Consider the following 22047-nt stretch of genomic DNA (forward strand, 5'->3'; position numbering starts at 1 on the left):
ATGATCGATGTGGTGCGCAGCAATGCCCATGGCATCACGGGCGTCACCGAGCAACTGAGTCACGGTTGCCATGAAGTCGCCAACAGCAGCCAGCAGCAAAGTCTAGCCGCCAGCACCATGGCCGCCGCCGCCAGCGAAATGACCGCCAGTATCGAAGAAATCACCCGCCACGCCGGGCACGCACTGGACATGGCCAACCAGGCCGAGGCCCTGGCCAAGGACGGTGGGCGAGTCATACATCAAGTCGTCAGTGACATGGACGGGATCGCCCGTTCCGCCCAGCAATCGGCCCAGGTGATCCGCACCCTCGACAAAGACTCCGAGGCGATCTACAGCATCATCCAGGTGATCAAAGGCATCGCCGATCAGACCAACCTGCTGGCGCTCAACGCTGCGATCGAAGCGGCGCGGGCCGGGGAGCAAGGGCGCGGTTTTGCAGTGGTGGCCGATGAAGTGCGCAGCCTGGCGGGGCGTACCAGTGCGTCGACCCAGGAAATCGCCAGCATGGTCGGGCGCATCCAGCAAAGCACGCGGGAAGCGGTTACCAGCATGGAGGAGGGCGTCGCTCAAGTGGATAAAGGCATGGCCGTCACCGCCGATGTGGAGCGCGCCATTCGCGAGATCCTGCAGGCGACTCTCAACACGACGGAATTGGTGCACGACATTTCGCGCACCATCAGTGAGCAGAGCCTGGCCAGCAATGAAATCTCTCACCAGGTGGAGATGATTGCCGGCATGTCGGAGAACAACAGTCGAGTGATCGGCCAGACCGCGTCGACGACGGACGAGCTGTCGAACCTGGCGGGCAAACTGTCGCAGTCGGTGGACCGGTTTCAGCTATAGGATCGTAACCTATTGATATAACTCAACTAAATGACTATTTAGCATAGTTATATTATTTAGCTATTAGGGTGGGGTAGAGCAGACCTCAACTTTAAGAGGATTTTCCAGCCTTTAAGAGAGCCTGGAAAGCTTCTGCAGTGGCTTGTTCCGCCTCTTTGATTTGGTTGAGAACCGCCATAAGGTGCTGGGAAATTTCTTCTTCTAACGCCGAGTCTGGTAGATCAGCTAGGAGGCTCGACATCTTTTTTAGACGGTTCACTTGTGAGAATGCATTCGCAAGCCTGTTGTTGACTGTCTCGCTGAAGATGTCAGCTTTATCTAAGAATTGAGATGGTAGATCGATGGTGATTTTCGACGCTTGAGCAGCCAAATCTTTTCGGGCGTTTTCATCATTTAGCACGTCCAGTAAGTATGTTTGGTCGCTATCAGAAGGCACCACATAGCATCTGAATTTTGCGATTTCTATCTGGGTAGCTCCAACCGGTGTTGTCATGATCTGAGCTAGGAGCTTCGCGCTTGCGGCCCGTTCACGTTTTCTTTGAGCCTTGTCAAAGCTCCAGATAATAAGTGCGATGATTGCAGCAGCAGCCGTTGCGACAGCAGCTACAGCGTCCCAGTCGATTTTCCATTCTGTGCAAAGCCACATGCAATTTCTCCATCAATTGGTGAGGCAACGTTTGTCGGGCGGCATTCAAGCACGCAGTGATCAGCATCGCCAAGCTGAAAGCAGGAGGCGCCGTCAGGCTTCGAATCTGACCACTAGAGCCCCCCAGGCCGCATAGAAAGGTTCGCATAATGTATATTATGTTAAATCATGTATCACGCTACAGAGGCTCATCAAACAAACCTGCCCCCTAACGCTTCAACGCCACCGCCATTTGCAACTCCAAGTCGTTCTGCGCAAACGGCTTATGCAACACTGGGCAATCGGCAAACTCCCCCGGCACGCCGCTGGCGCCGTATCCGGTACTGAACAGGAACGGAATGTGTCGCTCACGCAGGACCTGGGCCACCGGAAAAACCCGTTCTCCAGCCAGGTTCACATCGAGAATCGCCAGGTCGACCTCCAGTACCTTTGCAATCTGCAGCGCTTTCGCGAGCTGGGCCACGGAGGCAACCACCGTGCAGCCCAAGTCTTCGAGCATCTCTTCGATCAACATGGCAATGGCACTCTCGTCTTCGACCAGCAGCACGCTGATTCCGGAAAACACGGTCATGGTTTAGCCTCGGCAACCCTAAAGGAAAAGCGGCAGCGCACGCCCTCAGGGGCGAAGTCGAGTTCAAAAGAACCACCTAAATCGCGCTCGATGCAGCGCTTCATCAGACGAGAGCCCAGGCCTTCGCGTTCCGGCGTGGCGACTGAGGGGCCGTTCTGTTCGCGCCAGTCCACGGTCAGCAGCGCGCCACTCGGTTGCGCTTGAATGCTCCAGCGCACTGACAGTGTTCCCGTCTCGGTGGACATTGCGCCGTATTTAAGCGCGTTGATCGCCAGTTCGTTGAGGGTCATGGTTAAGTTCAGGGCGACACGGGTATCAACGTGGATGGCATCGCCGGCGATCAGGATGCGCTCGGGCTCCTGGCCCAATACTGGCATTAGTACGTCATGGGCCAGCGCGCTGAGCGGAGTCAGGCCCCAATGCTGCTTCGTCAGCAGGTCGTGGGCCCGCGACAATGCCAGCAGCCGGGCTTCGAACCGCGTGTACCCTTCCCTGGCATCCTGCGCATTGCGTGCAGTCTGGGCCGCCAGGGACTGGACCGTGGCCAGGGTGTTCTTGACCCGGTGATTGAGCTCATCAATCAGGGTTTTCTGGCGCTCTTGCGCCTGTTTCCGTTCGCTGATATCCACCAGCATATTGATAGCGCCGATCAGGTTTCCGTCCGCATCGTGCAGAGGGGTTGGATAAGGCGCAAACGGCACGCGGCTGCCATCCGGCCGCTCCGCAATGGCCTCCACGCCGCGTATGGGCCGGTTTTCCTTGAGTGCCACGGCCATCGGGCATTGGTCGTGAGGCAGATAGGTGCCGTCGGTATTGAATAATTTCCAGGTGACGCACCAAAGGTCGCCCAGTTGCGGCGTGCGCCCCGACAACTCGACGGCCGCGCGGTTATAGAAGGTAATGCGCCCTTCGGCGTCGGTGGTATAGACAGCCGCCGGCAACGCCTCCAGCAGATTGCGCATGTGCCGCTCGCTGTCACGTATCCGATTCTCCATCTCGCGGGTGAGCGTGACGTCCTGGACAACCCGCACGCCATAGCGGAACCTGCCATCCGGTGCTCTTACCGACGAGCTGTAGACATCCAGATAAAGCGGCTGGCCATCGAGCTTAACGGCCCGCTTGCGCAACACGTAGTGGTCCAGTTCCCCCGCCACCTGGCGTGCATATAAAGCCGCGTCCTGCTCCACACTGTCAGGGTGGGTATAGTCCAGAAAAGTCATCGCCAGCAGTTGCTCGCGAGTTCGACCGAGCATGTTGCACAACGCGTCGTTGACCCGCAGCAGGCGGCCGCCCTCTCCCGCTTCGGCAATGCCGATGGTGGCCGCCTCGTAAGTCGCCGCCAACCGGTCATCACTCTCCTGACGCTCGGTTTCGGCGTGATACACACGGGTAACGTCAATGGTGAAGCAACGGGTATTGAAGAATTTCCCCTCCTCAAATCGCCCGTTGGAGGTAATCGCGACATGTTTGATGCTGCCGTCCTTGGCCCTCAGACGCGCCGGGTAACTGTTCAGGCAATCGCCACTGCCAAGCTTGTTGAGGATGTCGCCGATGACGGGCTCATCCACATGGAATTCGGTGATGTGGCGACCGATGTATTCCTCCGCTGAGTAGCCCAGCAGCGCCAACTCCGCTTTGTTGGCGCGCAGGATAACGCCCTCGCCGCTGACAATATGAAGGCCAACGGCACTGTTTTCGAAAAAGTCTTCAAGGTCGGCGCTTTTGCGCCGCAGTTCTTCGGCTAATGCGTGGTGCGCCGACACGTCCTGAAAGCAATTGATTGCGCCCTGGATATGGCCATGCCCGTCTCGCAGCGTGCGAATGCTCATGAGTGCTACGAATCGCGAACCGTCCGGGCGCTCAATCAAGACTTCCTGATTGCGCGTACACAAGCCCGCGCTGAGCGTTGAAGCCATCGGGCACTCGTCAACCGCCAATGGCATGCCGCTGGTGGTGTAAAGCCGATACGAGCCGCAGAAGCGGTCTCCCTGTTCACCCAGAACAGGCGTTCTCCCCCACAGAGTGGCCGCCTCGCTGTTGAACCTGACGAGCCAACCATCGCGGTCACAGAGGTAAATAGCCCCCGGAATGGCATCGAGCGAACGCGTCCCCATCGCGAGGAGGCTGTCGTACTCGCTGGGTTCGCAAGTGTCTGCGGGGGACTCGTCGACCTTCAACATGCTTGATCCTCAATGCACCTGTATTGACGCGTCGGGTGTCACCACCATTGGCGCTCCACGGAGTGTATGTCCTGGAACGGCATGCCTTGGATTAATTTCATTTTCCTGAGGCTAACAGACACTGGATCGCTATGGGTTGCGTTAGTTAAGTAAAGCTTAGTGGCGCGGCCTGTATCGCACGCATCCTTTCAAGCTTGAGGATTACGGGTCAGCATGGCGGTAAATACTAATAGTGCGCATGATTGCGCGCTTCCCTGCGCCTCTGCCCCGCCCGGTACCTTTCATCCAGCCGCAACTCAATACAGTTGAACCTCGAACGGCCTGCATTTTTCTATCGAAAACACACCGATGGAGGACCGCATCATGGCAGACGATCCGCTCATAGCGACTCACACACACCGGGACATCGACCAACGCGGTGCGATGAACACGGTCGAACGCGCGCTCTCGTTCACGACCGGCGCCGCGCTACTGTTTCATGGCTGGCGCACGGGAGGCTTGCCCGGCGTTCTGGAGGCCGCGGCGGGTGCCTATGGCGTCTATCGCGGCGCCGTCGGTCATTGCGCGCTCAAGCAGGCGTTGACGCCAACTCCCCTGGAGCAGCAATGGAGCGCCGAACATCACTGGCCGATCAGCGCGGCGATTACGCGCAGCATTACCATCAATCGACCGCTGGATGACATTCGCACGTTTATCAGCGGCCCCGAAAATCTCGGACCGCTGCTGCGTTGGATCGACAGCGTCGAGTTGATAGCCCCCGGTACCACGCGCTGGACGATCCGCGCGCCTGGCGGTCGACGCCTGCACTGGACGCTGATCCAGACCGAAACCGCCCAGACCGATAAGCTGCACTGGAAGACTTCCGGAACCGCCCTTTGGGAGCACGACGTCACAGTTTCGCTGACACCTGCGCCCGCGGGCCGAGGCACTCAAGTCAAGGCTATCGTCGTTTGCAAGCCGACCATGGGGCGCGTGGGCTATGGCCTGGCGCGCGCATTCAGCATGTTCAGCGACAAGGCATTGCTCAATGCCCTGCAGGCGCTAAAGCAGCAGCTGGAAACCGGCGAGGTCAGTACTAACCGGCTGCGCCCCCAGGACGACGATGATTTCTTTTATGTGCACGGCAGCACCGAGCAGGTGGCCACCGATCACGCGACGGTGAAAACCGGCGTGGCAATCGAAGGAGGGATTCACTGATGCGCGCACTGACCTGGCAAGGCCCGAACAAACTGCAGGTCGACAACGTCCCCGATCCGTCGATCCTCAACCCGCGCGATGCGATCATTCGCGTCACCCTGTCGTCCGTGTGCGGCTCCGACCTGCACCTGCTCGGCGGCTACGTTCCGGCGATGAAACCGGGCGATATCATCGGTCATGAATTCATGGGCGAAATCGTCGAGGTGGGCCCGGGCGTCACTGGCCTGCGCAAGGGTGACAAGGTCATCACCATCTCCATCATCGGCTGCGGCAACTGCGAGCCGTGCCAGCGCAGCGATTTCTCCTGCTGCGACAACTCCAACCCCAACCCCTCGGCTACCGACCTGATGTACGGCCAGCCGTGCTGCGGCATCATCGGTTACAGCCATGCCTTCGGCGGTTATCCCGGCAGCCATGCCACTTACATCCGGGTGCCGTTCGCCGACGTCAACCTGTTCAAGGTGCCCGAGGGCGTCAGCGACGAACAGGCCGTGTTCGTTTCCGACGCTGCGCCGACCGGCTATTTCGCCGCCGACAATGCCGGCATCCAGCCAGGCGATACCGTCGCCGTCTGGGGCTGTGGCGGCGTCGGCCAGATGGCCATCTGCAGCGCCTATCTGTTGGGCGCTGAACGGGTGATCGCCATCGACCGTTTCCCGGATCGCCTGCGTTTGGCCCAGGAGCACGGCAAGGCCGTCACGATCAATTACGAAAAGACCAACGTGCATGAAGCACTGCTGGAACTCACCGGCGGGCGCGGTCCGGATCGTTGCATCGATTGCGTTGGCATGGAGGCGCACGGTACCGAGATCGACTACGCATACGACAAGGCCAAGCAGATGCTCAGGCTGCACACCGAGCGAGGCACGGTGCTCAGACAAGCGATTCGCGCCTGCCGCAAAGGCGGCACGGTGTCGGTGGTGGGTGTCTACGGCGGCTTGCTCGACAAATTCCCGATGGGCGCCATCGTCAACAAGGCGCTGACGTTGAAATCGGGCCAGCAGCCGGGCCAGCGCTACGCGCCAACCCTGTTCGAACACATCCAGAAAGGCGAGCTGGATCCGTCCTATCTGCTTACGCACCCCATGAGCCTGGAAGACGGCGCGCAAGGCTACCAATGGTTCAAGGAAAAGACCGATCAGTGCCTGCGTGCAGTGTTCAAGCCTTGACGCGTAACGGCCGGGGCGCAGGCGACCGCCGCCTGCGCCCGGTTATGCGCAGCCCTACTCGTCGGCATGAACGTGGGCATCGGCACACGGCAACCGACCTGACTCGCCGCCGGCAATGCGTTCGGCCTGGTCGATACCGCGCTTGAGTGCATCGTCAATCGCCCATTCGCTGCCGGGCAGCCGTTTTATCCGCTCCTGCACCGCTTCGCCGGTGGCCGTGTAGACACTGATAAACACCTCGATATCCCCCGTCTGCGCTTCCCGCGCGCGAACGTCGATGTGACAGCCGTTTTCTACTTCCTGAGTGAAGCACGTCTCGGCCCGGTCCTGGGCCGCCCAGGTTTTATAAGTCTCGCCACGAATAAACATGTCGTTCTCCCGCACTGAATGCCCACCCGAAGACCCGAATATCGGCTGGAGGGCCCGGTATTTATTGAGGGCCACTTGAGCATAGTCCGGCCCAGGCGCCCCGCCGTTTCGCTCGTTCAACCGTTCGTCAGCTTGCGTAACATTTTGTTAAACCAACGTTGGAGCCCTTATTCAAAAAAATCGAGGCCGACGCTAATGGCCTCTCTTGCGTCGCCGACCGCTGGCGGCGACGGCATTTTGCTCGCGTGGTTTTCAACTTGGCACGCCGTAGTGCTCGCATCACACAAGGATCGGCGTCAGTAAAGGAGCATGTATGAAGCGAACTATTGGGTATTGCCTGGTGTATCTCGCGACCAGTTTTTTACTTGCGGGCTGCAACCTGATCATCTTCAACCCCAAGGGCGCCGTTGCGCGGGATGAGCGGGACCTCATCATCCTGGCCACCGGCCTCATGCTGCTGGTCGTGGTGCCGGTCATCTTTATGACCTTCGTGTTCGCCTATCGCTATCGCGCCACCAACAAGAAGGCGCGTTACTCGCCGCGTTGGGCCAGTTCTCACAAGATCGAGGCGGTAGTCTGGGGCGTGCCGTTCGTCATTATCTGTCTGCTGGGCTGGGTCACCTGGGTCACCACTCACACACTCGACCCGTATCGCCCGCTCGATTCGGATGTGCCGCACATGAACGTGCAAGTGGTGGCCACCGATTGGAAATGGCTGTTCATCTACCCCGACCTCGGTATCGCGTCGGTCAATGAACTGGCGATGCCGGTGAATACCCCCGTGAGCTTCACGGTCACCTCCGACGCGGCCATGACCTCGTTCTTTATCCCCGCGCTGGGCGGCCAGATCTACGCCATGGCGGGGATGCAGACTAAATTGCACCTGATTGCCAACGAGGTCGGGGAGTTCCGTGGTATCGCCGCCAACTATAACGGCGAAGGGTTCTCCGACATGCACTTCTCGACGCTGTCGCTCAACCCGTCCGATTTCGAGCAGTGGGTGGCGAAGGTGAGGAAAGCCCCGCAACGGCTGGACCAGGCCAGCTACGCGGCATTGGCCAAGCCCTCGACCCGGCATCCGGTCAGTTATTACTCGCAGGTACAGGAGCGCATGTTCCTGGACATCGTCGACAAATATGAAGGCATGAACAAAGCCAACAGGACCCCGCGCAGTCAGGCGCAACGGGACGGCACTGGCGTGCGTACCGATCAACAACCCGGTTTGGCGGCTGAGGAGCGTTAATAATGTTTGGAAAACTGTCATGGGACGCCATTCCCACCACCGAACCCATCGTCATGTACACCCTGGCCGTCGTCGGCCTGATCGGCCTGGCACTGGTCGGCTCGATCACCTGGAAGCGCAAGTGGGGCTACCTGTGGCGCGAATGGTTCACCTCGGTGGATCACAAGAAGATCGGCTGCATGTACATCATCGTGGCCCTGGTGATGCTGCTGCGCGGTTTCTCCGATGCCATCATGATGCGCACCCAGCAGGCCATGGCCGCGAGCGGCGGCCCCGGCTACCTGCCGCCGGACCACTATGACCAGATCTTCACCGCGCACGGCGTGATCATGATTTTCTTCATGGCGATGCCGTTCGTGGTCGGCCTGATGAACATCGTCGTGCCGCTGCAGATCGGCGCGCGCGATGTGGCGTACCCGTTTCTCAATGCGCTGAGCTTCTGGCTGTTCGTGGTTGGCGCGGCGTTGGTCAACATTTCGCTGGGCGTGGGCGAATTCGCCCGCACCGGCTGGGTCGCCTACCCGCCCTTGTCCGGGCTCGCCTACAGCCCCGGGGTCGGCGTCGATTACTACATATGGTCACTGCAGATATCGGGGATCGGCACGCTGCTGACCGGGCTGAACTTCTTCGTGACCATCCTCAAGATGCGCACCGAAGGCATGAGCCTGTTCAAGATGCCGGTATTCACCTGGACCGCGCTGTGCACCTCGATCCTGATCCTGGCCGCCTTCCCGATCCTGACCGCGACCCTTTTTATGCTCTCCCTGGACCGCTACCTCGACATGCACTTTTTCACCAACGAGGCCGGCGGCAACCCGATGATGTACGTGAACCTGATCTGGGCGTGGGGCCACCCGGAGGTGTACATCCTCATCCTGCCTGCGTTCGGGATTTTCTCGGAAATCGCCGCCACCTTCAGCAGCAAGCGGCTGTTCGGCTATGCCTCGCTGGTGTGGGCGACGATTGCGATCACGATCCTGTCATTCATCGTCTGGCTGCACCATTTCTTCACGATGGGCGCGGGAGCGAACGTCAATGCGTTCTTCGGCATCATGACGATGATCATCGCCGTGCCGACCGGGGTAAAGATTTTCACCTGGCTGTTCACTATGTATCGCGGGCGCGTGCGCTTCGAAACGCCGATGCTGTGGACGCTCGGGTTCATCGTCACGTTCAGCATCGGCGGGATGACCGGTGTATTGCTGGCGGTGCCCGGTGCCGACTTCCTGCTGCATAACAGCCTGTTCCTGATCGCGCACTTCCATAACGTGATCATCGGCGGCGCGGTGTTCGGCTACATGGCCGGCCTGACGTACTGGTTCCCCAAGGCCTTTGGCTTCAGGCTCAACGACAGGCTCGGACGCATCGCCTTCTGGTGCTGGCTGACCGGTTTCTACTTCGCGTTCATGCCGTCCTATGTGCTGGGTTTCATGGGCATGACGCGCCGGCTCAACCACTTCAACAACCCCGAATGGCGCCCCTGGCTGATGCTGGAATTGGTCGGCGTGGGCATCATCCTCTGCGGCGTGGCGGCGCAGGCGCTGCAACTGTATGTGAGCATTCGCAACCGCCACGCCTACCGCGACCTCTCCGGCGACCCCTGGGACGCCCGCACGCTGGAATGGGCCACTGCCTCCCCTCCTCCGTTCTATAACTTTGCCGAACAGCCCAAGGTCGACGACCTGGATGCGTACTGGGGCATGAAAGAACGCGCCGTGAGCACGCTCAAACACACCGACTACCGCAGCATCCACATGCCGCGCAACACCTCGTCGGGCCTGGTGATCAGCGTATTCGCCCTGATCTGCAGCTTCGCCCTGGTGTGGCATATCTGGTGGATGGCGATCGTCGGGCTGGTTGCGTCGATCGTCGCGGTGATTGTGCGCAGCTATGACGATGACATCGATTATTTCGTGCCGGCCGAAGAAGTGGCGCGTATCGAGAAAGCGCGTCTCAAAGACTTGGCGGAGGCTTGATCATGTCCAACATCGTGATCGAAAAAGACATTGCTCATAACCATGAGCAAGGGCACGAGGACGCCGGCTCGCTGAGTGTCTTCGGCTTCTGGATCTACCTGATGACCGACTGCATCCTGTTTGCGACGCTGTTCGCGGGCTACGCGGTGCTGCGCGACAGCGTCGCGGGCGGCCCTTCCACGGTGGATATTTTTGAACTGCCCTATGTGCTCGCTGAAACGGCCTTGCTGCTGGTAAGCAGCATCACCTATGGCTACGCCATGCTGGCCATGAACCGCAACGACCCCGCGCACGTGCTGCGATGGTTGGCGGTGACCTTCGTGCTGGGCTGCGGGTTCATCGGTATGGAGATCAACGAGTTCCATCACCTGATCGCACAAGGCTATGGGCCGAATCGCAGCGGGTTCCTGACGGCGTTCTTTACGCTGGTCGGCACTCACGGTGCGCACGTCCTGACCGGTCTGGTCTGGATGGCCGTACTGATGGCCCAGGTCTGGCAGCGCGGGCTGACCAGCACCAACACCACACGCCTGAGTTGCCTGAGCCTGTTCTGGCACTTCCTCGATGTGGTGTGGATCTGCGTATTTACCGTCGTTTATCTGCTGGGAGTGGTGTGACATGTACAAACAAAGTCAGATTCACAGCAGCGCCGGCACCAGCCATGGCAGTAGCCGGTCGTACATGATCGGGTTCATCGTCTCGGTGGTCCTGACCGTCATTCCCTTCGCTCTGGTGATGTACCCGTCACTGCCCCGCCACGTAACCGCATGGGCGGTAGTCGCGCTGGGCGTGGTACAGGTCTTTGCCCATCTCAAGTATTTCCTGCACCTGGATACAGCTCAGGAACAGCGCTGGAACCTTATTGCGCTGATCTTTTCGGTGATCATCATTGTTCTGCTGGTGGGGCTGTCGCTATGGATCATGAACAGCATTCACCACAACATGCTGGCGCACTGAAGCAGTGGATAACATCTATTAAATGGCCATCATCCGGCCAACAAAGTTATACGAAGCGGCTTAACAATTGGATATTTGTACAAGTTTTATCGAGCCATTAACCACTCATCGGGACACTTTGAAATTTTTAGAGCATTTGGCGCTTCGAGGTTATCGGAATATATGTCCGTTACAGCAATGGGCAATCAAACCGAAAGTTATTTGATACAGGAGAGCTATCATGACTACAGGTAATAAAAACCCAGGCAACTTCGCCAACGATCGCGAGAAGGCTGCCGAAGCCGGCAAAAAAGGCGGCCAGAACTCGGGCGGTAACTTCGCCAATGATCGTGAGAAAGCGTCCGAAGCCGGCCGCAAAGGCGGTCAGAGCAGCCACGGCGGTGGCCGCCAGTCTTCGTGACACAGCGCTGGGGGGCAGCCTGGCTGCCCCCTTTCATTCTCCCCACCGAGGAACCGTCATGAACGCGGCTACCGATTCGCGGCAAGACGAGCTGCAGTGCCTCAAACCTGCCGAGGCGCAACCGGAAACATTCATCAACCCGCACTTGCATCCGGCGGTGCCCACTGCGGCCCAGCCGAACGTTGAACGACAACAAACCGATCCCGCCAAACGTGAAGAATCGGTGCGCGGTAGTTATGAGCGTCTGCAAACTCCAGCACAGGCTGAAACGAACATAAGAGAATCAAGAATGCTGCCGGTGTGTGAACGCAGTTCTTGAGCGTTACTGTTGTTGCGCGCCAACTGAGCGCTGATTGTTTATATTGCCGAGTCTTATCACTAGCAATTAAAAAGGTGGCAAGGTATGACTACGCATGTTATTAACTTCACCGGCCCGATCAACGCCTCCACCTGCGGCCAACTGATTGAAAAAGCCTCTGTAGCCGTGCAGAAAGATGCGAGCTGTCTCTTGGTAAATATCGCCACCATGGGTGGAGAATGCAGTTACGGCTTCACCATGTATAACTTCCTGATATCTCTGCCTATAGCAGTGCATACCCATAACATGGGTACTGTCGAATCCATGGGCAATATCGTCTTCCTGGCCGGGCAACGCCGTACTGCCTGCGTCCATAGCAAGTTTCTCTTTCACCCTTTCCACTGGCACCTGCAAGGTGCGGTCGATCATTCGCGCATGTCGGAATATGCGATGAGTCTGGACTATGACCTGCAGCTGTACGCGAAAATCGTTGCCGAGCGAACCGCCAATGCCAAGGAGCAGATGGAAACGGAAAAATACCTGATTGCCGCGCCTCGCATTCTCAATCCTCAGGAGGCAATAGCCACGGGCCTTATCGAGACCATTGAGTTGCCTCGGATAAAGCCCGACTACGTCACCTGTTGCATTTACTCCTGACAGCCAGGCCGGACCGAATCACTTCTTGAGAATCAACAGCGGCTCGCCCTTCTTGACGACATAGGTTGCCAGCTCCGAGCCGCGTTCCCGACCGACGTTCCTGGCGATATGTGCCACACCGGCAGGAATGAACAGCGAATCGCCCGCCATAAGCGTGACCGGCTGCTGACCTTCGAGACGGTATTCGAATGTGCCGCTGATCACATAGGCGATTTCCACACCGGGATGCGCATGCCTGGGTGAGGTCACACCCGGTTCGAAATCGACGCGCGCCTGGATCACCTCACGCTGGTCGGCCCCCAGGTCCTGGTGTACCAGGTCTGTGCGGCTCAGCCCTTGCTGCCAGCTCTGCGCCGGGGTTGTAGAGTGTGCATCGGCGGCATGAGCCAAGCCGCTCAGCGAAACGATCAATGCAGCGGCGGTCATCAACAGTGGGTGGCGCATGGTGTTGCCCTCTTGAGCAATGATGGGGTGGTCATTACTGTGGGCGCGGCGGGTATCGGGAATGTGTCACGCAGCGGGTGTTTGTCAGCGCTTTTGTATCCATCGGTGGGCTGGATACATGTTCATACAAAGGCGGTTGTACACTGCCTGCTAACCGACACTGGGGTGACCGCATGAATCTTCCTGCAAGCGCATCAGAATCCCCTGCCCCATCGGCGATCAGATGGGAGGCGCATGCGTGTCTTCCGCTTCTGGCAAACCAGGACATGTCGGCGTTGCTGCGCTATCGGCAAGCGGGGTTTCACCATGTCTCGGTAAACGTGGGCATGGACATGACGCCACTGGACACCGTGATGCGGGTAATTGCCGGGTTCAGGAGCTGGGTGTCGCGGCATGGCGACGTATTGGTGCTCGCACACACGCTTGCCGACATCCGCAGCGCCCGCGACCAAGGCAAATTGGCCATTTCGTTCGACCTCGAAGGTTCCAGCATGCTGCTCCAGGACCCTGCGATGGTCGAGTTGTTCGCCGCGCTGGGGGTCCGGCAGATTCTGCTGGCTTACAACCGCGACAATGCCTGCGCCGGAGGCTGCCATGGCGCGGATATCGGGTTGTCCAGGGTGGGACGCGAGGTGGTGGCGGCGATACATAAAGCCGGCGTGGTGATGGACTGCTCACATGCCGGCAAGCGTTCCAGCCTGGAGATCATCGAGTGTTCGAATCGCCCCGTGGTCTTCTCCCACACCAACGTCAAGGCACTCTTCGACCATCCTCGCACCATTGACGACGAACAAATCCGCGCCTGCGCCGGCTCGGGTGGCGTCATCGGCCTGACGGGGCTGGGGCTGTTCCTGGGTGATCCACGGGCCTCGGCGCGCTCTTTCGTGCGCCAGATCGACTACCTGGCGGCGTTGGTGGGGACTGCGCATATCGGCCTGGGCCTGGATACCGAGCTCGTCCGAGGTGCCGTTGACCTGCCAGTGGGCGTCAGCGAGGAGACGTGGTGGCCAGATGCTTTTTACGGCGGGATCAGCGGTCAGGATCAATTACAGCCCGAAGCGCTGCCGGATATCGCGCGTGAGCTTGAGCGCCTTGGCTACAAGAATGCGGAAATCAACGCCATATTCGGCGAGAACTTCGTGCGCGTCGCCGAGGCCACGTGGCTGCCGTGACGCAACGCCACTCCGCTCGTGCCACTGCACTTATGTGCGGCGCGCATACCCCATTCTCAAACGTCATAATCCTCCGTTTTCCTACATGGTAATCTCACACATCTACCAATAGGCATTGATCGTATGTCGACAATGGCCCCAACCAGGAAAGATCATGCCAAAAAAGTCTCACTCAGCCCTGCGCCGTCATTTCCGTGAATTGCTGGCGACGCCCGCGTGCGTTGAAACCGCCTCCGTGTTTGATCCAATGTCGGCAAGGATCGCCGCCGACCTGGGCTTTGAGGTCGGCATTCTGGGGGGGTCGGTGGCCTCATTGCAGGTGTTGGCGGCTCCCGATTTTGCCTTGATTACGCTGAGTGAGTTCGTTGAGCAGGCCACCCGCATCGGCCGCGTCGCGCAGTTGCCTTTTATCGCCGATGCCGACCACGGCTACGGCAACGCGCTCAATGTGATGCGTACCGTCGAAGAGCTGGAACGCGCCGGCGTCGCTGCGCTGACCATCGAAGACACGTTGCTGCCGGCGCAATTCGGGCGCAAGTCCACGGACTTGATTTCGATTGAAGAAGGCATCGGTAAAGTCCGCGCGGCGCTGGAAGCGCGGGTTGACCCGGAACTGTCGATCATTGCTCGCACCAATGCCGGCGTATTGCCAACCGATGCGGTGATCGAACGCACCCGCGCCTACCAGAAGGCCGGTGCCGATGGCATCTGCATGGTCGGCGTCAGCGATTTCGAGCACCTGGAAAAGATCGCGGAAAATCTCACCATACCATTGATGCTGGTGACGTACGGCAACCCTAAGCTCAACGACGCGCAGCGTCTGGCGGACCTCGGCGTACGCGTGATAGTGGCTGGTCATGGGGCTTACTTCGCGGCGATCAAAGCCACGTACGACAGCCTGCGCGCCCAACGCCAGCTGACCCACAGCACCTCCAACCTGAGCGCCACCGAGTTGACCCACACCTACACGCTGCCTGAAAGCTACGTGGCCTGGGCCAAAGAATTCATGGACGTAAAAGAGTAATCATCGCGTGGATCGGGGGGCAGCCGCCGCCCCCTACTCCTACAACATCAACCTGTCGCGGGTTATCCGACCCAGCCCACCGCTGTTTTCGGAATGACCTCGGACTCATCCAGCTTCGACGCAAACATACTCACCGCCTGCACCGCATCGCTGGTGCTGGTGCGTATCTGCAGGATCACCGAGCCTGCCTGATCCGCCAGGTTGACGCCACGCTGCGCGCCTTCCTGAGTGGCATTCATGCTGCTCACCGCGTCACGGGTTTCCGACAGGATCATGCCAATCATCTCGGCGATTTCCGCCGTGGAACGGCTGGTGCGGCCGGCCAATTGGCGAACCTCGTCGGCCACGACCGCAAAGCCGCGGCCCTGGTCACCGGCGCGGGCCGCTTCGATGGCAGCGTTGAGTGCCAGCAGGTTGGTCTGGTCGGCTATGCCGCGGATGGTGTTGACGATGGCGGTAATCTGCTCCGACCGATCGCCCAGTTGCCCCACCAGCCGCGCGGACGCCCCGATGTTTTCAGCAATCCGGCGCATTTCCGTGGCGGTGTCGTGGATAACCTGGGTGCCGTGCTCGGCGAAACGTTCGGTTTCCGATGAGATATGGTAGGCCCGCGAGGCACCACGGGAGTCCTCTTCGAATTTCTCCACCCGTTCGGTGATGTCACTCGCAAATTTGACGATTTTGAGCAGCGTGCCATCAACGTCATACACCGGGTTGTAGCTGGCTTCCAACCACACCGGACGACCATGTTTGCCGATGCGCTTGAATTGCCCGGTGAAGAATTCGCCGTTGTTCAAGCGACGCCAGAAGTCGGCGTACTCGCTACTGTTGACCAGGCTCGGTTCGCAGAACATGCGGTGATGCTTGCCCTTGAGTTCGGCCAGCGAGTAGCCCATGACATTCAGGAAATTGGGGTTGGCATCGAGTACGTGGCCGCCCAGATCGAATTCGATCACCGCCATGGCGCGGTCCAGTGCCGACAGTTTGCTGCGGGTCGCAGCCTCCTGCTCGACTTTGCTGGTGACGTCCAAGGCGTACTTGACCACTTTGACCGGCTGGCCACGCTCGTCCAGCACCGGGTTGTAGCTGGCCTCCAGCCAGACAGTCTTGCCGCTGGCATTCACCCGTTTGAAGGTGCCGGAGACAAACTTGCCGGCGCGCAGGTCCGCCCAGAACTCGCTGTAGGCCGGGCTGCTGGTCAGTGAAGGTAAACAGAAGTCGCGATGGGATTTGCTGGCCAACTGATCGGCGCTGTAGCCCATGGTTTTCAGGAAGTTATCGTTGGCCCGCAGCACCTTGCCGTTCAGGTCGAATTCGACCACCGCCATGGAGCGCTCCAACGCTGCGTTCAGCCCTTTGTATGCGGTGACTTCGGCCTTCCTGGCCGCCAGTTCTGTTTTTAATGCGTTATTGAACATGACGAACCCTCTGCCGTGCGGAGAACCTGCTTGTAAAGTAGCTATCGGCGGCGTAATTCGCGACTTTACGCGGCTTTAATTTTTATTTTCTGGCGTCAAAAAAACGCGAAAAGTCGGACTTAACTACCCTCGGCACCCGACGTGTCGGGATGCACCATCGCGCCCATGCGCTGGCGCATACCGGGGCTGGCCGCCGGGCCGGCCTGCAAGGTGCAGGCGTCCCAGGGCACCACCCGGCCGTCGACGGCATCGACCATCATCGGCACCAATGGCCGCGCCGTGTCGCGCTCCACAATCTCCACGCTGGCGCCCTCCTTGGCGTAATGCCGGTTGCCCCAAGCCACCAAGGACAGCAGCACCACGCGAAAGTCCTCGCCCTTGGCCGTGGGTACGTATTCATAACGCGGCGGGCGTTCGCTGTAAGGCCTGCGCTCAAGCATGCCCGCCTCCACCAGTGCATTGAGACGACGGGTCAACATGTTCGGCGCGATGCCCAGGCTGCGCGAAAATTCGTCGAAGCGCCGCAGACCGTGCAAGGCGTCGCGCATGATCAAGATGCTCCACCACTCCCCGACCTGGTCGAGGCTGCGGGCTATCGGGCATTCATCGCTGGTAAGAGACGTGCGTTGCATGGGTTTTCCTGTAGGAGCGGTGCAAAGTTGCAGGATGCCATGTTACTTTCATGATGATAGTAACGTCCACAGGGTCTGCATTCCCCAACACACCTGGAGTCGATTAAGCATGAATAAACGTATCGTTGTGACCGGCATGGGCGCGCTGACGCCGCTGGCCTGTGGCGTCGAGCCGACCTGGCGGCGCCTGCTGGCCGGACAATCCGGCATCCGCCATCTACCACAGGCATTGATCGGCGACCTGGCGATCAGTATCGGCGGCCAGGTACAAACCCTGGCGCAGGATCCGCAGGCTGGTTTCGACCCTGATCGCCTGCTGGCGGCCAAGGAACAGCGCAAAATGGACCGTTTCATCCTGTTCGCCCTCGCCGCCGCCGATGAAGCGTTGCAGCAGGCCGGCTGGGCCCCCGCCAACGCCGAACAACAGGAACGCACCGCCACCATCATCGCCTCGGGCGTCGGCGGTTTTCCGGCGATCGCCGACGCGGTACGCACCACCGACAGCAAGGGGCCGCGGCGATTGTCACCGTTCACCATTCCGTCATTCCTGAGCAACATGGCCGCCGGGCACGTCTCGATCAACTATGGCTTGAAAGGCCCACTGGGGGCGCCGGTGACTGCCTGCGCGGCGGGCGTGCAAGCGATTGGCGACGCCGCGCGGATGATCCGCGCCGGTGAAGTCGACGTGGCCGTGTGTGGTGGGGCCGAAGCCGCCATCCATCGCGTCAGCCTGGCCGGGTTCGCGGCGGCGCGGGCCTTGTCCAGCGCTTTCAACCACAACCCAGCGCTCGCCTCGCGGCCCTTCGATCAGGCCCGCGATGGCTTCGTGATGGGCGAAGGCGCGGGCATCCTGGTGATCGAAGAGCTGCAGCACGCTCTGGCGCGAGGTGCGCAACCGATTGCCGAATTGGTCGGTTATGGCACCAGTGCCGACGCCTATCACATGACCGCCGGCCCGGAAGACGGCGACGGCGCGCGCCGTGCCATGACCCAGGCACTGCGCCAGGCCGGCGTCGATGCCTCCCAGGTGCAGTACCTGAACGCCCACGCCACCTCGACGCCGGTGGGCGACAAAGGCGAACTGGCCGCGATCAGACGTGTGTTCGGCGCCGATAGCAATCTGGCCATCAGCTCGACCAAATCCGCCACCGGTCACTTGCTCGGCGCTGCCGGAGGCATCGAAGCGATTTTCACAGTGCTCGCCCTGCGCGACCAGATCGCTCCGGTCACCCTTAACCTGGACACCCCGGACGAACTGGCCGAGGGCATGCACTTGCTGCGCGGCGAGGCCCGGCCCATGCCGATCGAGTACGCGTTGTCCAATGGCTTCGGCTTTGGCGGCGTGAATGCCAGCGTGCTGTTCCGCCGCTGGCACTAAGCCTGGGTTTGCCCCAGGGGTGGATTTCGAGGACCATGGCGCCTTTGTGTTTTTTGCCAACGAGAGGCGCCCATGGCCAACCACGATCTGTCCTACACCCCCGACCCGGACGCCGAGTCCATTTCTTCCGACGTTGTCGGCTTCAACGGCATCCTGGTATCGACCCAGATCCCGACCCGCGCCGACGGCAGCCTGGAACTGGGGGATATCACCCTGCAAAGCGAGTGCACCCTGCAAGCGCTGAAAGTCGCTCTGGAAAAGGCCGGCAGTTCCATGGATCGCGTGATGCACCTGACCATTTATCTGACGGACATGGCCGATCGCGCAGCCTTCAACGAAGTGTACAAACGCTTCTTCGCCAAGCCATGGCCCGTGCGCGCGGCGGTTGGCGTGGCCGCGCTGGCGGTGGAAGGCATGCGCGTGGAAGTCACCGCAATGGCAGCCAAGGCGTGAAGTGATGCCGGGCAGGCATTTCACGGCTACAATGCGCGCCTCAACCGTGACAAGCCTGACTAAAAAAACTATGTCCTTGCCCAAGCACCACCTGGAATTGCTCAGCCCTGCCCGCGATGTCGCCATTGCGCGCGAGGCTATCCTGCACGGCGCCGACGCCATTTATATTGGCGGCCCAAGCTTCGGCGCCCGCCATAACGCGTGCAACGACGTCAGCGATATCGCTCAACTGGTCGAGTTCGCCCGTCGTTACCACGCCCGCGTGTTCACCACCATCAACACAATCCTGCATGACAACGAGCTGGAACCGGCGCGCAAGCTGATCCACCAGCTCTACGATGCCGGCGTCGATGCGTTGATCGTGCAGGACCTGGGCGTGATGGAGCTGGATATCCCGCCCATCGAGCTGCACGCCAGCACCCAGACCGATATCCGCACGCTGGCCCGCGCCAAGTTCCTCGACCAGGCCGGATTCTCCCAGTTGGTATTGGCGCGCGAACTGAACCTGCAGGAAATCCGCACCATCGCCGACGAGACCGAGGCCGCCGTCGAGTTCTTTATCCATGGCGCGTTGTGCGTGGCATTTTCCGGGCAGTGCAATATTTCCCATGCGCAGAACGGCCGCAGCGCCAACCGTGGTGATTGCTCCCAGGCCTGCCGTCTGCCGTATACCTTGAAAGACGACCAGGGCCGGGTGGTTGCCTTTGAAAAGCACCTGCTGTCGATGAAAGACAACAACCAGAGCGCCAACCTGCGCGCGCTGGTCGAAGCCGGTGTGCGTTCGTTCAAGATCGAGGGCCGCTACAAAGACATGGGCTATGTGAAGAACATCACCGCCTATTACCGCCAGCGCCTGGACGAGATTCTCGAAGACCGCCCGGACCTGGCTCGCGCCTCCAGCGGTCGCACCGCGCATTTCTTCGTGCCGGACCCGGAAAAAACCTTCCACCGTGGCAGCACCGACTATTTCGTCAGCGACCGCAAGATCGATATCGGCGCCTTCGACACCCCGACCTTCACCGGCCTGCCGGTGGGTGTGGTGGAAAAGGCCGGTAAGCGCGACCTGCAAGTGGTCACCCATGAGCCGCTGTCCAACGGCGATGGTCTGAACGTGCTGGTCAAGCGAGAGGTCGTGGGGTTTCGCGCCAACATCGCCGAGCCCAAGGGCGAATTCGAGGAAGACGGCCAGAAGCGCTACCGCTATCGCGTCGAGCCGAATGAAATGCCGGCCGGCCTGCACCAGCTGCGCCCGAACCATCCGCTGAACCGCAACCTCGACCATAACTGGCAACAGGCTTTGCTCAAGACCTCGGCCGAGCGCCGTATCGGCCTGTCGTGGGTCGCGCGCCTGCGTGAAGAGCAGTTGGTAGTCACCGCAATCAGCGAAGAAGGCATCAGTGCCAGCGTTACCCTGCCCGGCCCGTTCGGCGTGGCCAACAAGCCGGAACAGGCGCTGGATACCTTGCGCGATCTGCTCGGCCAATTGGGCACCACCGAATATCACGCTACCGCCATCGAGCTGGATGCGCCGCAGGCATTCTTCATCCCCAACTCACAGCTCAAGGCCCTGCGCCGCGAAGTGATCGAAGCGCTGACCGCTGCCCGTGTCGCGGCTCATCCGCGTGGCGGGCGCAAGGCTGAAACCACGCCGCCGCCGGTCTATCCGGAAGCGCACCTGTCGTTCCTGGCCAACGTCTACAACCAGAAAGCCCGCGACTTTTACCATCGTCACGGGGTGAAGTTGATCGATGCGGCCTTTGAAGCCCACGAAGAAACCGGCGAAGTGCCGGTGATGATCACCAAGCACTGCCTGCGTTTCTCGTTCAACCTGTGCCCGAAACAGGCCAAGGGTGTCACGGGCGTGAAGACCAAGGTGGCGCCGATGCAGTTGATCCACGGCGACGAAGTACTGACCCTGAAGTTCGACTGCAAGCCCTGCGAGATGCATGTGGTGGGCAAGATCAAAGGGCATATTCTGGGCCTGCCGCAACCGGGCAGTGTCGTCGAGCATTTCAACCCGGAAAACCTCATCTATCAGGGCACGCACTAGCCCTGTGGGAGCGGGGCCACCACCAGCCCCGCTGCAACCCCGCTGCCGCCAGCAGAATAGCCACCACCCCCAGCCATTGCAGCCAGCCCAGGCGATGCCCGAAGGCGATCCAATCGACGAAAATCGCCGCAATCGGGTATATGAAGGACAGTGCGCCGGTGATTGCCGTCGGCAGTTTCTGGATCGCTCCGTACAGCAGCACGTACATCAATCCGGTGTGCACCACGCCAAGGGTGACCAGCGCCGACCACGCGGTGCTCGACACCGGCAGGCTGTCCCACGGCACCAGCGGCGCGAGCAGTACGGCTCCCGTGCTCACCTGAATCAATGCCATTAAATGCGCCGGCACGGCCTTCAAACGCTTGATGATCAACGCCGCGACCGCATACAAAAACGCCGCACCAAGTGCCAGTGCAATGCCGGCCAGGTAATCGCCGCCGCCAGGTTGCTCGCCATGGGCGCTGACAATCGCCAGCATGCCGGTGAATGCCACGCTCAGCCACGCCAGTTTCCGCACGGTGATCCGTTCGCCCAGCAACACGGCCGCCAACATCACCAGCAAGAACGGCTGCACGTTGTACACCGCCGTACTGATAGCAATCGATGCACGGGAATAGGACTCGAACAGCAGCAACCAGTTACCGACAATCGCCACACCGCTGACGATGGCCAGCCCCAGTGTCGGCCCGCTCAGCAGGTCTGAGCGCAGGTAACCCAGCAGCGCGCATACCAAGAGCAGCACCCAAGCACCGATCACGCAGCGCCAGAACACCACTTCGATCACCGACACGCCCGACACCAGCACAAACCAGCCGATGGTGCCCGAGATCAGCATGGCGGCAACCATCTCCCACGACCCGCGACGAACCGATGTATCCATGATTGAAACTCCTCAAGTGAGGCTCAATTATGGCAATCTGACTATTCACCGCTCCAGCGCCTGAAAAAGGCCAAACCCCTCGTTCACCTT

General features: G+C 60.1%; 22 protein-coding genes and 1 pseudogene. 15 read left to right on the top strand and 8 right to left on the bottom strand.

The features are described from left to right. Positions 1-117: 117 nt before the first annotated feature. Entirely contained in the window at positions 118-843 is a 726-nt protein-coding gene (locus tag G7025_RS27050) for a methyl-accepting chemotaxis protein (protein ID WP_375139333.1), read from the top strand. Between the two features lie 91 nt (positions 844-934). Here the strand turns inward: G7025_RS27050 and G7025_RS12115 are convergent, their stop codons facing one another. The 3 genes from G7025_RS12115 to G7025_RS12125 all read right to left on the bottom strand — a co-directional run bounded on the left by G7025_RS12115 (position 935) and on the right by G7025_RS12125 (position 4240). Then, positions 935-1489, bottom strand: coding sequence for a hypothetical protein (locus G7025_RS12115; RefSeq protein ID WP_084376724.1), 555 nt, complete (start codon positions 1487-1489; stop codon positions 935-937). 208 nt (positions 1490-1697) lie between these two features. Continuing rightward, positions 1698-2060, bottom strand: a complete 363-nt coding sequence (locus G7025_RS12120; RefSeq protein ID WP_181079445.1) for a response regulator — start codon at positions 2058-2060, stop codon at positions 1698-1700. Further along, entirely contained in the window at positions 2057-4240 is a 2184-nt protein-coding gene (locus G7025_RS12125; RefSeq protein ID WP_181079446.1) for a PAS domain-containing sensor histidine kinase, read from the bottom strand. Before G7025_RS12125 ends, G7025_RS12120 begins: the two co-directional genes overlap by 4 nt. A gap of 363 nt (positions 4241-4603) precedes the next feature. Between G7025_RS12125 and G7025_RS12130 the strand changes: the two genes are divergently transcribed. Together G7025_RS12130 and G7025_RS12135 are read left to right on the top strand one after the other, a co-directional pair. Further along, positions 4604-5437, top strand: coding sequence for an SRPBCC family protein (locus G7025_RS12130; RefSeq protein WP_181079447.1), 834 nt, complete (start codon positions 4604-4606; stop codon positions 5435-5437). Then, a complete protein-coding gene (locus G7025_RS12135) occupies positions 5437-6606 on the top strand; it encodes a zinc-dependent alcohol dehydrogenase (protein ID WP_181079448.1) in 1170 nt (389 codons plus the stop codon). Before G7025_RS12130 ends, G7025_RS12135 begins: the two co-directional genes overlap by 1 nt. A 54-nt stretch (positions 6607-6660) precedes the next feature. On the opposite strand, the gene G7025_RS12140 is transcribed toward G7025_RS12135, so the two are convergent. Then, positions 6661-6975: a hypothetical protein gene (locus G7025_RS12140; protein ID WP_094065698.1), complete on the bottom strand. Its 315-nt coding sequence runs from the start codon at positions 6973-6975 to the stop codon at positions 6661-6663. Between the two features lie 313 nt (positions 6976-7288). Between G7025_RS12140 and cyoA the strand changes: the two genes are divergently transcribed. From cyoA to G7025_RS12175, 7 genes and pseudogenes are all read left to right on the top strand, one after another. Continuing rightward, positions 7289-8218, top strand: coding sequence for a ubiquinol oxidase subunit II (gene cyoA, locus G7025_RS12145; RefSeq protein WP_181079449.1), 930 nt, complete (start codon positions 7289-7291; stop codon positions 8216-8218). 2 nt (positions 8219-8220) lie between these two features. Then, positions 8221-10194 carry a cytochrome o ubiquinol oxidase subunit I gene (gene cyoB / locus G7025_RS12150; RefSeq protein WP_181079450.1) on the top strand — a complete coding sequence of 658 codons (1974 nt, stop codon included), beginning with the start codon at positions 8221-8223 and terminating at the stop codon, positions 10192-10194. 2 nt (positions 10195-10196) lie between these two features. Further along, positions 10197-10811, top strand: a complete 615-nt coding sequence (cyoC, locus tag G7025_RS12155) for a cytochrome o ubiquinol oxidase subunit III (RefSeq protein WP_181079451.1) — start codon at positions 10197-10199, stop codon at positions 10809-10811. Position 10812: 1 nt separating this feature from the next. Further along, the gene (gene cyoD / locus G7025_RS12160) at positions 10813-11151 is read left to right on the top strand and encodes a cytochrome o ubiquinol oxidase subunit IV (RefSeq protein WP_094065694.1); all 339 of its coding nucleotides are present in this window, start codon (positions 10813-10815) and stop codon (positions 11149-11151) included. A 229-nt stretch (positions 11152-11380) separates the two neighbouring features. Further along, a pseudogene (locus G7025_RS12165) lies at positions 11381-11551 on the top strand (general stress protein); the annotation flags it as partial. Positions 11552-11609: 58 nt separating this feature from the next. Further along, a complete protein-coding gene (locus G7025_RS12170; protein WP_181079452.1) occupies positions 11610-11870 on the top strand; it encodes a hypothetical protein in 261 nt (86 codons plus the stop codon). An 84-nt stretch (positions 11871-11954) separates the two neighbouring features. Next, a complete protein-coding gene (locus G7025_RS12175; protein ID WP_181079453.1) occupies positions 11955-12506 on the top strand; it encodes an ATP-dependent Clp protease proteolytic subunit in 552 nt (183 codons plus the stop codon). 18 nt (positions 12507-12524) lie between these two features. Here G7025_RS12175 and G7025_RS12180 read toward each other — a convergent pair whose 3' ends face one another. Further along, the gene (locus tag G7025_RS12180) at positions 12525-12950 is read right to left on the bottom strand and encodes a cupin domain-containing protein (protein WP_181079454.1); all 426 of its coding nucleotides are present in this window, start codon (positions 12948-12950) and stop codon (positions 12525-12527) included. 266 nt (positions 12951-13216) lie between these two features. Here G7025_RS12180 and G7025_RS12185 point away from each other — a divergent pair, with 266 nt between their 5' ends. Together G7025_RS12185 and G7025_RS12190 are read left to right on the top strand one after the other, a co-directional pair. Further along, positions 13217-14122, top strand: coding sequence for a membrane dipeptidase (locus G7025_RS12185; RefSeq protein ID WP_375139331.1), 906 nt, complete (start codon positions 13217-13219; stop codon positions 14120-14122). A 154-nt stretch (positions 14123-14276) separates the two neighbouring features. Then, positions 14277-15146, top strand: coding sequence for an isocitrate lyase/PEP mutase family protein (locus G7025_RS12190; protein WP_181079456.1), 870 nt, complete (start codon positions 14277-14279; stop codon positions 15144-15146). A 62-nt stretch (positions 15147-15208) separates the two neighbouring features. Here G7025_RS12190 and G7025_RS12195 read toward each other — a convergent pair whose 3' ends face one another. Both G7025_RS12195 and G7025_RS12200 read right to left on the bottom strand, forming a co-directional pair. Then, positions 15209-16564, bottom strand: coding sequence for a methyl-accepting chemotaxis protein (locus tag G7025_RS12195; protein ID WP_181079457.1), 1356 nt, complete (start codon positions 16562-16564; stop codon positions 15209-15211). A gap of 119 nt (positions 16565-16683) precedes the next feature. Continuing rightward, positions 16684-17196: a winged helix-turn-helix transcriptional regulator gene (locus G7025_RS12200; protein WP_181079458.1), complete on the bottom strand. Its 513-nt coding sequence runs from the start codon at positions 17194-17196 to the stop codon at positions 16684-16686. Positions 17197-17305: 109 nt separating this feature from the next. Here G7025_RS12200 and fabF point away from each other — a divergent pair, with 109 nt between their 5' ends. From fabF to G7025_RS12215, 3 genes are all read left to right on the top strand, one after another. Further along, on the top strand, positions 17306-18574 hold the full coding sequence (gene fabF, locus G7025_RS12205; RefSeq protein WP_181079459.1) for a beta-ketoacyl-ACP synthase II: 1269 nt from the start codon (positions 17306-17308) through the stop codon (positions 18572-18574). A 72-nt stretch (positions 18575-18646) separates the two neighbouring features. Then, positions 18647-19027, top strand: a complete 381-nt coding sequence (locus tag G7025_RS12210) for a RidA family protein (RefSeq protein WP_034097850.1) — start codon at positions 18647-18649, stop codon at positions 19025-19027. A 70-nt stretch (positions 19028-19097) separates the two neighbouring features. Further along, positions 19098-21077 carry a peptidase U32 family protein gene (locus G7025_RS12215; protein WP_181079460.1) on the top strand — a complete coding sequence of 660 codons (1980 nt, stop codon included), beginning with the start codon at positions 19098-19100 and terminating at the stop codon, positions 21075-21077. On the opposite strand, the gene G7025_RS12220 is transcribed toward G7025_RS12215, so the two are convergent. Continuing rightward, a complete protein-coding gene (locus G7025_RS12220) occupies positions 21055-21957 on the bottom strand; it encodes a DMT family transporter (RefSeq protein WP_181079461.1) in 903 nt (300 codons plus the stop codon). The genes G7025_RS12215 and G7025_RS12220 overlap by 23 nt on opposite strands. Between the last annotated feature and the right edge of the window lie 90 nt (positions 21958-22047).

Source organism: Pseudomonas lurida, from assembly GCF_013522705.1.
GTDB lineage: Bacteria > Pseudomonadota > Gammaproteobacteria > Pseudomonadales > Pseudomonadaceae > Aquipseudomonas > Aquipseudomonas quebecensis.